19 protein-coding genes are annotated in these 14,213 nt (G+C 65.5%); 9 read left to right on the top strand and 10 right to left on the bottom strand.

Going from position 1 to position 14,213, the window contains the following annotated elements; genetic code table 11:
- Position 1: 1 nt before the first annotated feature.
- Entirely contained in the window at positions 2-358 is a 357-nt protein-coding gene (locus FHY50_RS07520) for a HesB/IscA family protein (protein ID WP_180345097.1), read from the top strand.
- Here FHY50_RS07520 and FHY50_RS07515 read toward each other — a convergent pair.
- From FHY50_RS07515 to FHY50_RS07500, 4 genes are read right to left on the bottom strand one after another with little or no spacing between them, the layout of a single operon-like run.
- Entirely contained in the window at positions 348-1,235 is an 888-nt protein-coding gene (locus FHY50_RS07515) for an alpha/beta fold hydrolase (protein WP_140047868.1), read from the bottom strand. The genes FHY50_RS07520 and FHY50_RS07515 overlap by 11 nt on opposite strands.
- Positions 1,232-2,134: a pirin family protein gene (locus FHY50_RS07510; protein ID WP_140047867.1), complete on the bottom strand. Its 903-nt coding sequence runs from the start codon at positions 2,132-2,134 to the stop codon at positions 1,232-1,234. Before FHY50_RS07510 ends, FHY50_RS07515 begins: the two co-directional genes overlap by 4 nt.
- The gene (locus tag FHY50_RS07505; protein WP_140047866.1) at positions 2,131-2,838 is read right to left on the bottom strand and encodes a glutathione S-transferase; all 708 of its coding nucleotides are present in this window, start codon (positions 2,836-2,838) and stop codon (positions 2,131-2,133) included. The genes FHY50_RS07510 and FHY50_RS07505 overlap by 4 nt, the downstream gene beginning before the upstream one ends.
- Before the next feature lie 2 nt (positions 2,839-2,840).
- Positions 2,841-3,125 (bottom strand): BolA family protein, encoded by a 285-nt coding sequence (locus tag FHY50_RS07500; protein ID WP_140047865.1) that lies wholly within the window; start codon positions 3,123-3,125, stop codon positions 2,841-2,843.
- A gap of 40 nt (positions 3,126-3,165) precedes the next feature.
- On the opposite strand from FHY50_RS07500, the gene FHY50_RS07495 reads away from it, so the two are divergent.
- Positions 3,166-3,774, top strand: coding sequence for a J domain-containing protein (locus FHY50_RS07495; RefSeq protein ID WP_140047864.1), 609 nt, complete (start codon positions 3,166-3,168; stop codon positions 3,772-3,774).
- A 56-nt stretch (positions 3,775-3,830) separates the two neighbouring features.
- Here FHY50_RS07495 and FHY50_RS07490 read toward each other — a convergent pair whose 3' ends face one another.
- From FHY50_RS07490 to FHY50_RS14465, 6 genes are read right to left on the bottom strand one after another with little or no spacing between them, the layout of a single operon-like run.
- On the bottom strand, positions 3,831-4,307 hold the full coding sequence (locus FHY50_RS07490) for a VOC family protein (RefSeq protein WP_140047863.1): 477 nt from the start codon (positions 4,305-4,307) through the stop codon (positions 3,831-3,833).
- Entirely contained in the window at positions 4,304-5,092 is a 789-nt protein-coding gene (locus FHY50_RS07485; RefSeq protein WP_140047862.1) for a VOC family protein, read from the bottom strand. Before FHY50_RS07485 ends, FHY50_RS07490 begins: the two co-directional genes overlap by 4 nt.
- Positions 5,093-5,102: 10 nt before the next feature.
- On the bottom strand, positions 5,103-5,816 hold the full coding sequence (locus FHY50_RS14530; protein ID WP_140047861.1) for a DUF1428 domain-containing protein: 714 nt from the start codon (positions 5,814-5,816) through the stop codon (positions 5,103-5,105).
- Between the two features lie 21 nt (positions 5,817-5,837).
- Positions 5,838-6,293, bottom strand: a complete 456-nt coding sequence (locus tag FHY50_RS07475) for an SRPBCC family protein (protein ID WP_140047860.1) — start codon at positions 6,291-6,293, stop codon at positions 5,838-5,840.
- Positions 6,290-6,976: a glutathione S-transferase family protein gene (locus FHY50_RS07470; RefSeq protein WP_140047859.1), complete on the bottom strand. Its 687-nt coding sequence runs from the start codon at positions 6,974-6,976 to the stop codon at positions 6,290-6,292. The genes FHY50_RS07475 and FHY50_RS07470 overlap by 4 nt, the downstream gene beginning before the upstream one ends.
- A 16-nt stretch (positions 6,977-6,992) precedes the next feature.
- Positions 6,993-7,121 (bottom strand): hypothetical protein, encoded by a 129-nt coding sequence (locus FHY50_RS14465; RefSeq protein ID WP_279588112.1) that lies wholly within the window; start codon positions 7,119-7,121, stop codon positions 6,993-6,995.
- 72 nt (positions 7,122-7,193) lie between these two features.
- Here FHY50_RS14465 and FHY50_RS07465 point away from each other — a divergent pair, with 72 nt between their 5' ends.
- The 7 genes from FHY50_RS07465 (at position 7,194) to FHY50_RS07435 (ending at position 14,203) form a co-directional block, all read left to right on the top strand.
- Entirely contained in the window at positions 7,194-7,892 is a 699-nt protein-coding gene (locus FHY50_RS07465) for a winged helix-turn-helix transcriptional regulator (protein WP_140047858.1), read from the top strand.
- A gap of 74 nt (positions 7,893-7,966) precedes the next feature.
- A complete protein-coding gene (gene cobS / locus FHY50_RS07460; RefSeq protein ID WP_140047857.1) occupies positions 7,967-8,971 on the top strand; it encodes a cobaltochelatase subunit CobS in 1,005 nt (334 codons plus the stop codon).
- A gap of 51 nt (positions 8,972-9,022) precedes the next feature.
- Positions 9,023-9,304 (top strand): type II toxin-antitoxin system Phd/YefM family antitoxin, encoded by a 282-nt coding sequence (locus FHY50_RS07455; protein ID WP_140047856.1) that lies wholly within the window; start codon positions 9,023-9,025, stop codon positions 9,302-9,304.
- A gap of 5 nt (positions 9,305-9,309) precedes the next feature.
- Positions 9,310-9,699 carry a type II toxin-antitoxin system VapC family toxin gene (locus FHY50_RS07450; RefSeq protein ID WP_140047855.1) on the top strand — a complete coding sequence of 130 codons (390 nt, stop codon included), beginning with the start codon at positions 9,310-9,312 and terminating at the stop codon, positions 9,697-9,699.
- Positions 9,696-11,522 carry a cobaltochelatase subunit CobT gene (gene cobT, locus FHY50_RS07445; RefSeq protein ID WP_140047854.1) on the top strand — a complete coding sequence of 609 codons (1,827 nt, stop codon included), beginning with the start codon at positions 9,696-9,698 and terminating at the stop codon, positions 11,520-11,522. The genes FHY50_RS07450 and cobT overlap by 4 nt, the downstream gene beginning before the upstream one ends.
- A complete protein-coding gene (locus tag FHY50_RS07440; RefSeq protein WP_140047853.1) occupies positions 11,519-11,785 on the top strand; it encodes a ribbon-helix-helix domain-containing protein in 267 nt (88 codons plus the stop codon). The genes cobT and FHY50_RS07440 overlap by 4 nt, the downstream gene beginning before the upstream one ends.
- A 66-nt stretch (positions 11,786-11,851) precedes the next feature.
- Positions 11,852-14,203 carry a TonB-dependent receptor gene (locus FHY50_RS07435; protein WP_420030879.1) on the top strand — a complete coding sequence of 784 codons (2,352 nt, stop codon included), beginning with the start codon at positions 11,852-11,854 and terminating at the stop codon, positions 14,201-14,203.
- Positions 14,204-14,213 lie beyond the last annotated feature (10 nt).

Genomic DNA, 14,213 nt, shown 5'->3' with positions numbered 1-14,213 from the left:
GATGACGATGACCACAACCCGTACGCGACCGGCCGCGATTCTTTTGACGCCGGCGGCGGAGGCGCGGATCGCCGCGTTGATGGCGCGCGCGCCCGAAGGAGCGATCGGCGTTAAGCTGTCGACTCCGCGGCGCGGGTGCTCCGGTCTCGCTTATTCGGTCGATTACGTTACCGCCGCCGATCCGATGGACGAGCGTATCGAAACGCCGGGCGGGCTGTTCTTCGTCGATGGCGGATCGGTGCTGTACCTGATCGGCAGTATGATGGACTGGGTCGAGGACGATTTCACCGCCGGCTTCGTCTTCGCCAATCCCAACGCCAAGGGTGCGTGCGGCTGCGGAGAGAGCTTTACGGTCTAGCGGTCAGCCAGGCCCGCATCGCCGCGTTGACCGCCTCGGGTGCTTCCCACGGCACGAAATGGCCTGCATCGATCCGCTCGACCGTCAGGTCGGGAACCACCGCTTCCAGTCCGTTCAACTGGCATGGCAACAGTGCGCCGTCCCTGATTCCCCAGATCACGAGCGTCGGCATCGCGATCGGCGGGAACGGCGCATCGACGAATGCCGGGCGTTCGACCTGCTCGTCCGGCGCAGGCACCACGATCGCGCTTGCGCGATACCAGTTGAGCATCGCCGTCAGCGCGCCGGGCTGCCCCCATTCGTCGAGATAGGCTGCCTTCTCCGGGGCAAGCAGGGCGCGATCGACGTGCTTCGCAAAGGACGTGTCGAAGAACGCCGCGAGCCCGATCGCATCGATGTGCTTTTCGAGATCCGGGTTGCGGAACGCGCGGATATACTGGCTGGCGGCGCGCTGCGCAGGGTCGTCGAGGAGGGTCCGCTGGAAGATTTGCGGGTGGGGGGCGTTGAGGATGATGAGCCGCTCGATCCGGTCGGGATGCTGGAGCGCCGCCATCCACGCGATCGCGCCGCCCCAGTCGTGGCCGACGAGCGTGAAGCGATCGATGCCGAAATGGTCGGCAAGAGCGACTAGGTCGGCGACGGGCCTGTCGGGGGTATAGGCGTCGATACCGCCGGGCTTGTCCGACCGCGCGAACCCGCGCTGGTCGGGGGCGACGCAAAAATGGCTGCGAGCGAATTCCGGTAGCTGGTGCCGCCAGGTGCGATGCGATTCGGGAAAGCCGTGGAGGAAGAACAGCGCTGGTGCGGCGGGGTCGCCGGCGGTGGCCACGTCCAGGCTGACGCCGGTGGCGAGGGGAATGCGGTGCAGGTCGCTCACGGATAGCTCACCGTCTTGGGCACTTCGGGGATCGGGATGAACTCCTTGTCGTCGCCCGGCACCTTGGCGAAGCGGCCCGCCTTCCAGTCTTCCTTGGCCTGCTGGATGCGTTCGCGGCTCGACGACACGAAGTTCCACCAAACGTGGCGGGGCGTCGCGAACGCCTCGCCGCCGCACAGCATCACCCGCGCCCCCCGCTCCGACCGGAGCGTCGCAGTGATGCCGGGGCGCAAGACGACCATCGTCGTCGGGTCGAGCGGCAATCCGTCGAGCGCCGCATCGCCCTCGACCAGATACACGCCGCGCTCATCGGCACTGTCGTCGATCGGCACGCTGCCGCCGGGCGACAGCGCGATGTCGGCATAGATGGTCTGCGCATAGGTGGTGGTCGGCGCGGTCTGGCCCCACAGCGACCCCATGATGATCCGGGAGCGCGCGCGGTCGCCCTCGATCACCGGCAAGTCGCCGCGGCCGACATGTTCGAACGCCGGGTCCATCTCCTCGGCCGCTTCGGGCATGCCCAGCCAGGTCTGGATACCGAACAGCGCCGGACCCTTTGCACGCTCCTCTCCAGGCGAGCGTTCGGAATGGACGATGCCGCTGCCGGCGGTCATCAGATTGACCGCGCCGGGTTCGATGACGATGTCGCTGCCGACCGAATCGCGATGTCCGATCGCCCCGGCGAACAGATAGGTGACGGTCGACAGGTTGATATGCGGGTGCGGGCGCACGTCGATGCCGTCGCCGATGGCCAGATCGGCCGGCCCCATCTGATCGAAGAAGATGAACGGCCCGATCATCGTGCGCGGCCGCGACGGCAGCGTGCGATGCACCTTGAACCCGCCGAGGTCGTGGGTGACCGGCAGGATCGTCTGCAGGATCAGGTCGTCATTGGTCATGCCGCGTCGAGCTCCGGATAGTGGCGGAAAATGCCGTCCTGGTTGAACGGCAGGCGGCGGTCGCTCGCCAGATACGCCCTGATGCCGGGCAGGTCGGCGACCAGATCGCGCATCGCCACCAACCGCGGCAGATCGCGCTCGAGCGTCGCCATCCGCTTGGGGAACATGTAGCGCAGCCCTTCGACGATCTGGAACAGCGCGAGGTCGGCGTAGGTCCAGCGATGGTCGATCAACCACGGGCCGTCATGCGCATCGGTGGCATGTTCGAAATGGTTCAGGAACTTGGGCATGCGCTCGGCGCGGAACTGCGCAGCGGCACGCACGGCTTCGGGCTTCTGATCCTCGTAATAGTCGCTGGTGCCGACCGGATGATGGACCGCATGCACTTCGGCGACCAAATCGGCGATGGTCAGCATCAACTGGTGAATCCACAGCCGGTCCTCGCGATCCGAGGGAGCGAGGTGATGCTTGTCGCCGAGATACGCCAGGATGTTGTGCGTCTGCGCGATAATTAGCTCGTCGTCCTCGAGCCAGGGCGGTGCAAAGGCCGTGCGCCCGCTCTGTGCATTCAGCCGCTTGACCAGTGCATCGGCGCCGTGGACGCGCGCGCAGTCGTTATACTCGATGCCGGCGGCCTCGAGCGGCAGCCGCACGAACTCGCCGCGCCCCTGGATCGTCGGCCAGTACCACAGGTCGTACGCCATGCTTACTCTCCCGGCGCGCGGGCGCGGATCGCCAGCGCATGGATACGCGCGGCAAGCAGGTCGGCGAGTGCGTGGTTGACCATGCGCTGGCGCGCGACGCGGCTCTGGCCGACAAAGGCGGCGCTTTCGATCTCGACTGAGAAGTGGCTTTCACCCGTGCCGTCGTCGCCCATATGTCCGGCATGCTGCGCGCTGTCGTTGGAGACGGAGAGGCGGGTGGGGGCTAGCGCAAGGGTGAGACGGGCGGCGATCAGATCGGCCAGCGGGGCGGTGGCGGTGTCGGTCATCGCGACTATATAGGCGGTTTGTCCGAGCCTGGGGAGTGACGTGGCGCGTAGCCAGCCGAAAGATCGACCGAACAGCCGCTTTCACGGCCGCGTGGAAACCAACGGGCATGCATGCGACCATCCTGGCTGCGTCGAAGCGGGCGAGTTCCGGGCGCCGCCCGCGGAACATCTGCGCACCGCCGACGGCCCGGGGCCGTACCGCTTCTTCTGTCTCGATCATGTCCGTGAATTTAACGCGCGGTATAATTTCTTCACCGGAATGAGCCCCGATGAGATCCATGACGCGCAAAGGCCCTATTCGGGCTGGGAGCGGGAAACGCGGGCGTTCGCCAGCGCCGGGGCGGACCGGCCGCCGCGCTGGGCTGATTTTTCCGATCCGCTCGACGCGATCGGCGCGCGGTTTCGCGAGAAGATGGCCGAGCAGCGTCCGCGTGCCGACGGGCGCGTGGTGTCGGGCGCCGACCGCGACGCGCTGCGCACGCTCGGGCTGCCGCTGGATGCCGACCGCCGGGCATTGCGCCAGCGCTATGCCGATCTCGTTCGCCGTTTCCACCCCGACAGGAACGGCGGCGACCGCAGCCACGAGACGCGGCTGCAGGAGGTGATCGCGGCGTACCAGCATCTCAAGGGTGCCGCGGCGTTCGCGTGAGGGGCGCGCAGCCCGATGAAGAATGCCTGGAACAAGCCAACGGAATTGGAAGGTCGTTAGCCCTGCGTCGCCTCGATCGCCGCCACGTCGATCTTGTTCATCGTCATCATCGCTTCCATCGCCGCCTTGGCCTTTGCCCGGTCGGGATTGGCCATCGCCTGCATCAGCGCCCGCGGCGTGATCTGCCACGAAAAGCCCCAGCGGTCTTTGCACCAGCCGCAGGCGCTCTCTGCGCCGCCATTCTCGACGATCGCGTTCCAGTAGCGGTCGGTCTCGGCCTGATCCTCGGTCAGTACCATGAAGCTGACCGCCTCGTTCGGCGTGAAGTTCGGACCGCCATTCAGGCCGATGAAGGCGCGGCCGAGCACCGTGAGTTTGACGGTCAGTTCCTCGCCTGCCCGGGTCGACGGATTGTCGGCGGGCGAGGGCTGGCCAGTGCCGACCGCGCTGTCGGGGAAGGTCGCAGCGTAGAACTGCGCGGCCTCACGCGCCTGGCCCTGGTCGAACCACAGGCAGGTGATCAGCTTGCTCATGCCGCGCTCTCCTTCAGCCGCGGACCGACCAGCCCGAACCGCGCGCCATACGGGTCCTGCGCAACGACCGAATAGTCGCCGCCGGGGATCTGGTCCGGCCCCTGGACGATCGTGCCGCCGCCGACGGTCAGACGCGCGGCGCCTGCGTCGATGTCCGATACCATGAAGTACGGTTGCCATCCGGGACGGGCTCCCGGGAAGCTGTTCATCGTCGCGCCGAGGCAAATACGGCCGACATGGACGAATTTGTAGTCGCCAAGCGGTCCCATCGGCATCGCACCTTCGTGCCGCCAGCCGAACAGGTCGGCATAGAATGCCAGCGCCGCATCCTGATCCTGTGCGGTAAGCTCGTTCCACACGACATGCCCCGGCGACGCCTGATCGCTGCTGCGAAAGCTGGTGCTGTCCTGATCGCCTTCGCCGCGCATGATATAGAAAGCGTGCCCCTGCGGATCGGTCGCCATCGCCATGCGGCCGACACCCGGCATCGTCGTCGGCGGCATGTGGATCGCGCCGCCCTGCTCGGTGATCTTCGCCGCGGCAGCATCGACGTCGTCGACGCCGATATAGGTGAGCCATACTGGCCCGTCGCCCATGCCGTCGGGACGCTTCATCAGGCCGGCGACCTGCGCGCCATCGGGCGCGGCGAGCAGGCGATAGTCGATGCCGGGCATGCCGCTGTCGGTGGCGTCGAGCCCGAGGACGTCAGCGTAGAAACGCTGCGCCGCATCGGCGTCGTCGGCGAGATATTCGTACCAGACCGGCGTTCCATGCGGATTGGCCATCACCCCCTCCTTATGCGTCGACGACGGGGATGAACCCGCCGAACATCATGCGCTTGCCGTCGAACGGTGCATCCTGGCCGTGCATGCGCGGATCGGCCATGACCTTTTCCCAGCCGGCGTCGCGGGTCACCTTGTCGGGCCATTCGACCCAGCCGAAGCCGGCCGTCTCGCCGTCCTGGCGATGGATGGCGCGATTGAAATCGGTGTGCTTGCCGTCGGGCACGTCGTCGCCGACCGCATCGACCACGCGCAATGCGCCATGTTCGAGAAACACCGCCGCGCAGGCCTGTGCAAAGCTGCGATAGGCTTCGCGCGCGTCGGTCGGCAGCGGCAGGACCACGCCGTCGATATAGCCGGTGCCCGTCGCCTGGCCCGCATCGCTGACGGTTTCGAAACCGGCATAGATCATGCGCTTGCCGTCGAACGGCATGCTATCACCGAATTGCTTCATGCGCGGGTCGGTCATCAGCCGCTGGCCCGCGGCATCGCGCGTCGCCTTGTCGGGATATTCGATCCACGAGAACATCACGGTCTCGCTGTCGTCGGCTGCGACCGTCGTCCAAAGGTCGTTGACCTTTCCATGCGGTACGTCGTCGCCCCAGCCCTCGACCATGCGCGTCGCACCGAACTCCTTGAACAGCGGCAATGCTGCCTCGGCGTGCTTCACATACGCGTCCTTGTTCGCGGTCGGCACCGGAACCACGAAGCCATCGACATAGGTCATGCGCTCTCTCCTCTGGTTTGCTCAGGCGATACGACGTGCGACGGCTTCGAGCTGTTCGGCGACCTTGCCCCAGCCCTCGTGGAAGCCCATCGCTTCGTGCTGCTGGCGCGCTTCGTCGGTCCAGTGGCGGGCGCTGGCGCGGTACAGCGTGCCATCGCCATCGGCGATGAATTCGGTGACCGAGATCATGAACGCCGTCTGCGGCACCCAGCCGGGCGCGATCGCGTCGGTGGACACCACCCGCTCGCCGGGCACGACCTCAAGGATGACGCCTGTGAGGTTCATCTCCTCGCCTTCAGGTCCGACCATGCGGACGCGCGAGATCCCGCCGGGGCGCAGATCCATCTCGACCTCCGGCGCCTTCCACGGCAGCGGGCAGAACCATTCGGTGGCATGCTCGGTCCAGGCGCGCCACACCGCGTCGCGCGGGACGGCCATGCGGCGCTCGATCGTCAGTTCGTTGGGAATGCCGTTCATGGCTGTTCTCCACTCACGGACGCGGGCGCGTCGCGGAAATCGGCGAGCTGCGCCGCAAGCGCCGCGACAAACGCGGGGCGTTCCTCACACCGCGCCTTCCACGCGGCGAGATTGGGATAGGACTCGACCAGCCCCTTGCCGTCGAGATTGCGCAATACGCTGGTCATCAGCAAGTCGCCTGCGGTGAAGCGGTCTTCGAAATAGTCGCGCTCGCCCAGCGCATCGGACAGGCGCAGCAGCCGCTTATCGATCATCTCGATGACGCCGGGTCGCCGCAGCCGCGCCCATTCCGCATCCTTCTCGAAAATGTCGATCGTGCCCAACTGCATCACGAACGGCTCGACGCTGTTGAGCGCCGCGAAACTCCACGCCATGGCGCGGGCGCGCCCTTGTGCGTCGATCGGGAGCAGCGCGTCGCTGGTTTCGCCGATATGCAGCACGATCGCACCGCTTTCGAACAGCTCGACGGTGCCGTCGCGATAGCTCGGCACCTGTCCGAACGGCTGTTCGGCATAATAGTCGGCCGGGCGCTCGGCCATCGCGCTCAGCGTGCGGACACGGTAGCTGCGCCCGGCTTCTTCCAGCGCCCATCGGACACGCAGGTCGCGGACCTGTCCCCGCGCGAAATCGGGCACCCAGTCGAAAGCGGTAATGCGGATGTCGGAATTCGGATCGATCGGCATGACGGCTCCTTTCAGATCAGGCGAAGATCAGGGCAGCCGTCGTGGGCTGCGAGGCAATGGCTACGGCAGTGACCGCGAAGGTTGCGAGGCCGATCAGGAAGCTGCGAGCCGGGCCCCGCATCTTCGCGAAGCGCGTTTCAGTCATCGCAATTTCCTTTCGCAGTCATCGATTCGCTGACGTTGACCGTGATGCCAAGCGAAGTTATAAAAAGCAACCATGAAGTTACAAAAGGGAACGGAAATCGCTGAAGCTAAGCCAAGGCGCTGGTATGATGACGCTTGTGGGACGGCGCTGGCACTCGAATTCGTAGGAGAGCGCTGGTCGTTGCTAGTGATGCGCGAGCTGATGCTGGGGCCGCGTCGTTTTTCAGAATTGCGAGCCAGCCTGTCCGGCATCAGCGCCAATATCCTGACCCAGCGGCTCGAGGGGCTCGAGCGGTCGGGCATCGTGGTGCGGCGCAAGCTGCCGCCGCCGGTCCCAGTGCAGGTCTATGAACTGACGCCCTGGGGGTATGAATCCGAACCCATTTTCCAGACGATGGGGCGGTGGGCGACGCGCTCGCCGCTCCATGATCCGACGCTGTCCTTCTCTCCCGTATCGGCGATGCTGTCGCTGCGCACCATGATCGCCCCCGATCGCGGGGACCTGGAAATGACGCTGGCGTTCCGCTTTGGCGCCGACCGCTTCATCGGGCGGCTGTCGCGCGACGAACTCGCGATCGAGCGCGGTGATGCCGATGCGGCCGATGTCGTGTTCGACACCGATCCGACGACATTTGCTGCCCTGATCTATGGCAAGATGCCCTTCTCCGTCGCCGAGGCGGCGGGCAGCCTGCGTCTGTCGGGAGACCGCAGCCTCGCCGCAAGGTTCGTCGATCTGTTCGCGCTTCCGGACAAGATCATCGCAGCCGGCTGACGCGCGAGTGCTTTGTTTCGGACGCGCAAACGCCTATGTCGCCCTCCGAACCACCCGGCGGAACTGCAGCACCCATGAACGAACTTTCGAACACCCAGCCCGACAGCCGCGAGACGACGATCCTCGATGCGCCCGACAAGATGGTCAGGGTGCGGGACGTTTTCGGCATCGACAGCGACATGGAAGTCCCCGCGTTCAGCGAGGCGGATGAGCGCGTGCCCGATCTCGACCCGGCCTATGTGTTCGACGGCAACACCACCCTCGCGGTCTGTGCCGGGTTCGCGCATAATCGCCGCGTGATGGTGCAGGGCTATCACGGCACCGGCAAGTCGACGCACATCGAACAGGTTGCCGCGCGGCTGAACTGGCCGTGCATCCGCATCAACCTCGACGCGCATATCAGCCGCATCGACCTGATCGGCCGCGATGCGATCGTGCTCCGCGACGGCCAGCAGGTCACCGAGTTTCGCGAAGGCTTGCTGCCCTGGGCGCTGCAGACGCCGACCGCTTTGGTGTTCGACGAATATGACGCCGGCCGTCCCGACGTGATGTTCGTGATCCAGCGCGTGCTGGAAGCGGAGGGCAAGCTGACCCTGCTCGACCAGAACCGCGTGATCCGTCCCAACCCGCATTTCCGACTGTTCGCCACGGCCAACACGGTCGGGCTGGGCGACACGAGCGGGCTGTATCATGGCACGCAGCAGATCAATCAGGGCCAGATGGACCGCTGGAACATCGTCGTCACGCTCAATTACCTGCCGGCCAAGGTAGAGGCGCAGATCGTGCTCGCCAAGTCGGGCGAGTATGACAAGCCCGGCGGCAAGGAAGCGGTCGATAACATGGTCCGCGTCGCCGACCTGACGCGCAAGGGGTTCGTCAACGGCGACATCTCGACGGTGATGAGCCCGCGCACGGTAATCACCTGGGCGCAGAACGCGCTGATCTTCGGCGACGTCGGCTTCGCATTCCGATTGTCGTTCCTCAATAAGTGCGACGAGGCGGAGCGATCGCTGGTCGCCGAATATTACCAGCGGGTATTCGGGAAGGATTTGCCGGAGAGCGTGGTTGGAAAGAGTTGAGATTGGGCAAGAGCCGGGCTAACCTGACTTAGTCCACTATCGAGGTGAGCGATGGCCGAGGCCGATCCGCACAAAGTCTACAATGTCCACGATGCCAAGACAAATTTGTCGAAGCTGATCGATCGTGCCCATGCGGGCGAGGAAATCGTGCTGGCGAAGGCGGGTGCGCCGATGGCTCGGCTGATGCCGCTGGACCCTGCCGCCGGGATTGGGTTGGATCTGCGTCGACCCGGTCGTCTTGCGCATCTGCGCGATCAGGTGCCAAGCGATATCTGGTTCGAACCAAACTTTACCGATGAAGAACTGGATCGGTTTGAAGCCGAAGGCTTCTGACGGTCTTGTCCTATCTGCTCGATACGCATGCCCTGCTCTGGTGGTGGCTCGACGACCGGGCGCTGCCCGGACGCGCGATCGAAGCGATCAAGGCGCGGTCCCAAACGGTGTTTGTCAGTCCCGTGTCAGCGCTCGAGATCGCGATCAAGGTGCGCATCGGCAGGCTCGATGTGATGCGCGAACCGCTGGAGCGGTTCGACGAACTGGTCAGCCGCGACGCGCTCACCCAGCTTCCGATCTCCTATGTTCACGCTCGGCATGCGGGCTTGTTGCCTGGCGTGCACCGCGACCCCTTCGACCGGCTGATCGCCGCGCAAGCGCTGATCGAGGGATTGACGGTCATCACGCGTGATCGCGAGATTTCGCGCTTCGGCTGCAAGGTGCTCTGGGAATGACTACCGACTCCCCCCTCGACCGCTTCAAATCCGTCCTAGGCGGCACCGCGCGCGCGCTGTCGGGCGAGGCGGAGGTCGAACTTGCCTTCACGGCCGATGCGCCGACGCAGGTCGGGCGCAATATCAAGGTGCCGATGCCCGCGCGGCAATTACCCGCCGACCAAGTGGCGGAGGCACGCGGCTTCGCCGACGGCTTTGCGCTGCGGCTGCGGCTGCACGACACCGCGCTGCATCAGCGCGGCGCGCCCAAGGAAGCGGTTGCGCGCGCCGTGTACGACGCGGTCGAGACGGCGCGGATCGAGGCGCTGGGATCGCGCGGCTATGTCGGGATCGGCGACAATCTCGATCGCGCGCTCGAGATGCGGCTGCGTTCCGACCCGATGGCGCGGGCGCGCAACGCCAATGAGGTGCCGCTATCGACGGCGATCCAGCTCAAGGTACGCGAGCGCCTGACAGGCAAGTCTGCCCCGGCCAGCACCGCCCCCGCGATGGCGCTCGTGTCCGACTGGATCGAGGACAAGGGCGGGCGCGATCTCGACGCGCTGGCGCTGGCGATCGACGATCAGCATGCCTTTGCAAAGCTGGTCGGGCATCTGCTCGAGGATCTCGACCTGACCGAAGGCGACCTCGTCCCCGACGACGCCGATGACGGCGGCAGCGAAGACGAAGGCACCGACGAGCAGGACGAGGGGGACAGCGACGACGAGGGTAGCGAGGGGCAGGGCGACGGCGAGGTCGAGGCACGCGGCGAACAGCGCGAAGGCGACACCGAGGAAGGTCAGGGCCAGGATCAGCAATCCGACAGCTTCGACGATTCCGATGGTGAGATGAGCGACGAGGGCGAGGAGGGGATGATGCCCGTCCGCCCCAATCGTCCGTGGCACGACCCTTCCGGCCTGTTCGAGTATCACGCCTTCACCACCGCGTTCGACGAAGAGATCGCCGCCACCGAACTGTGCGACGAGGAGGAACTGACGCGGCTGCGTGCCTATCTCGACCAGCAGCTGGTGCATCTGCAGGGTGCGGTCACCAAACTTGCGAACCGCCTCCAGCGCCGGCTGATGGCGCAGCAGTCCCGCTCGTGGGATTTCGATCAGGAAGAAGGGTTGCTCGACGCCGCGCGACTGGCGCGGGTCGTCATCAACCCGATGCAGTCGCTTTCGTACAAGGTCGAGCGCGATACCGATTTTCGCGACACCGTCGTCACGCTACTGATCGACAATTCCGGATCGATGCGCGGGCGGCCGATCTCGATCGCGGCGATCAGTGCCGATATCCTCGCTCGGACGCTGGAGCGCTGCGGCGTGCGGACCGAAATCCTCGGCTTCACGACGCGCGCTTGGAAGGGCGGCCAGGCACGCGATGCGTGGCTGGCGGCGGGGCGCCCGGCGCAGCCCGGGCGGCTCAACGACGTGCGGCACATCCTCTACAAACAGGCCGACGAACCGTGGCGGCGGGCCAAGAAATCGCTCGGCCTGATGATGCGCGAAGGGTTGCTCAAGGAGAATATCGACGGCGAGGCGCTGCTATGGGCGCACAGCCGCCTGATCGCGCGGCCGGAGGAGCGCAAGCTGCTGATGGTGATCTCCGACGGCGCGCCGGTCGATGATTCGACGCTCAGCGTCAATTCGGGAAGCTATCTGGAACGCCATCTGCGGCAGGTGATCGGCTGGATCGAAAAGAAATCGCCGGTGCAGCTCGTCGCGATCGGCATCGGCCACGACGTCACCCGCTATTATCAAAAGGCTGTGACGATCATGGACGCCGAGCAGCTCGCCGGGACGATGGTCGACCAGCTCGCCGATCTGTTCGACGCAGAGTGACGCAGATCGAGCCGCCGCCGGGCGGCTTTCATGGCCCGGTCAAACGCTCGGTGACGATCGCCGGGCATGCGACGTCGATTAGCCTCGAGCCGATCTTCTGGGCGCGGCTGGAAGCGCAGGCGGCGTCGCGGGCGCTTCCGCTCAACGCCCTGATTGCGGCGATCGACGCGCTTCGCATCGCCAAGGACGATCCCCCGAATCTGGCCAGCGCGCTACGCAGCTGGCTGCTGACTTGCGACACAGGTGAAAGTAACTCGCAATAGCGTTGACAATGCGAACGGCTCTCAATAGCGAACTTGCAGAATAAGAAGCTATCGGGGGTTTCCATCGTGATCGATCGCAGCGTGCGCCGTACGGCGACACCGGCATTTCTGGCATTGTCGTGCGTGGGCTTCATCGCCTCCGCGCCCGCCCTTGCCGACGATCGCGACATCCCCGCCGCTGCCGATCCGCAGACCCAGGCGCAGCAGCAGCGCGACCAGTTCGACCGCGCCGACATCATCGTCACTGGCGAGCGCGAAGCCGAGCTCGAATCGCCCAAGGCCACTGCGCCGCTGATCGACACGCCGCAGACCGTCACCGTTATCGGCGACCAGACGCTGCGCAAACAAAACCTGCTGACGCTGCGCGACGCGCTGTCGACGGTGCCGGGCATCACATTCGGCGCGGGCGAGGGCGGGGGCGGCTATGGCGACTCGATCAACCTGCGCGGCTATTCGGCCAACAACGACATCACCGTCGATGGTGTTCGCGACACGGCGCAATATAGCCGCACCGATCCGTTCAACCTCCAGCAGATCGAGGTCTATAACGGTGCCAACACCGTCGCCAGCGGATCGGGATCGGTCGGCGGATCGATCAACCTAGTTTCCAAGGTCCCGCAGCCCGGCGACCTGACCGTCGTCCAGGCGGCGATTGGCACCGACGACTATTACCGCGCCGCCGCCGACGTGAACACCCGCGTCAGCGATCTGGTCGCGGTGCGGCTGAACGCGGTCTATCACCGCAACGATGTACCCGGTCGCGATGTCGAACAGAATGAACGCTGGGGCGTCGCTCCGTCGCTGACGCTCGGCGTCGAGGGACCGACCAGCCTGACCTTCGCCTATGTGCATCAGGAAGACGCCAATACGCCGCTGTTCGGCGTGCCCTATTACGCAGCGATCGGCGGGCCGCTGCCGGGGGTCGATGACTCGGACTATTTCGGGATCGAGAATCTGGACCGGCAGGATGTCACCGTCGATCGCCTGACCGCGACCTTCCGCCACGAGGTTGGCAATGGCCTGTCGGTTCGCAATCTGACGCGGTTCCAGCGGGTAAAGCAGAACTCCGTGACGAGCGCGCCGCAGGGCACCTATTGCCTGTCGACCGGGCTGACCCCGCTCGGCGTCGCCTGCCCGGACGGCACCGATATGCCGGGCTTCTATTATCCCAGCGGCCCGCGCGGGCTGGTGCGCGATCAGGTCAACGACCTGCTCTACAACCAAACCGACCTGCGCGCCGAACTGGGCGAGAAGGGCGGGCTGTTCAACACGCTGGTGGTGGGCACATCGTTCGCGCAGGAAGACTATTCGATCGAGGTGGCGCAGCTGGTCCGCAATCCCGGCGGCGCGCTGCCCAATCCGGTCCAGCCGCCGATCGCACTCGACGATCCCCAAACGGTGTGGACCGGACCGGTCAACCGTACGCTGACCGGACGTTCCTATGGCGATACCCGCAACATCGCGGTCTATGCGTTCGACACGCTGGAGCTAGGGCCGATGTTCGAACTGTCCGGCGGTGCACGGGTGGAGAATGTCCGCACCGTGTTTCACGCCGACACCTTCACCACGCCCGCGACCGGCGGCGTCTATACCCGCGGGCTGAATCAGGTGAGCGACGAGCATCTATTCTCGTACCGGGTGGGCGGCGTGTTCAAGCCGGTTGCGACCGCCAGCCTGTATGCCGCGTTCGCCAATTCCAAGACGCCGAGCTCGGCGACGGTGCGCGCCGGATGTGGCGACAATTGCGATGTCGCGCCCGAAACCGGCAGGAGCTACGAGGTTGGCGGCAAGCTCGACCTGTTCGAGCGCAAGCTGCAGCTGACTGCCGCGCTATTCCGCAACGAACGCAGCAACTACCGCGTCGCGTCGAACGATCCGGTTCAGCCCAGTCTGCAGGTGCTCGACGGGCGCGCGCGGGTCGATGGCGTCGCGCTCGGCGCCACGGGCAACATCACGCCCGCCTGGTCGATCTTCGCCAACTACACCTATCTCGATGCCAAGGTCCTGCAGAGCGTTTCCGACTTCTGCCTCGCCAATCCGGGCGTGGAGGAATGTCCGAACAGCGCCGACGTACTCGATCCGCAGGCGGGGCGCGCGCTGATCCAGACGCCCGAACATTCGGGAAGCCTGTTCACCACCTACACGCTGCCATTCGGGCTCCAGCTCGGCTACGGCTTCACCTATCAGGGCGACTTCGCGATCAACGCGCCGAGCCTTGCGGCGCCGACCCAGTTTCGCTCGGACGATTATCTGATCCATCGGGCGTTCCTGTCCTATGCGTTCGCCAATGGATTGACCGCGCAGGTCAATGTCCAGAATGTCGGCGACGAGCGATATTTCACCGGTATTCGCAACAATGGCTGGGCGACGCCGGGTGAAGGGCGATCAGCGGTGCTCAGCTTGTTCTACAGCTTTTGAGATGGGAGTG

Source organism: Sphingomonas japonica, assembly GCF_006346325.1.
GTDB classification, from domain to species: Bacteria; Pseudomonadota; Alphaproteobacteria; order Sphingomonadales; family Sphingomonadaceae; genus Sphingomonas; species Sphingomonas japonica.
This window is presented reverse-complemented; position numbering and strand designations above follow the sequence as displayed.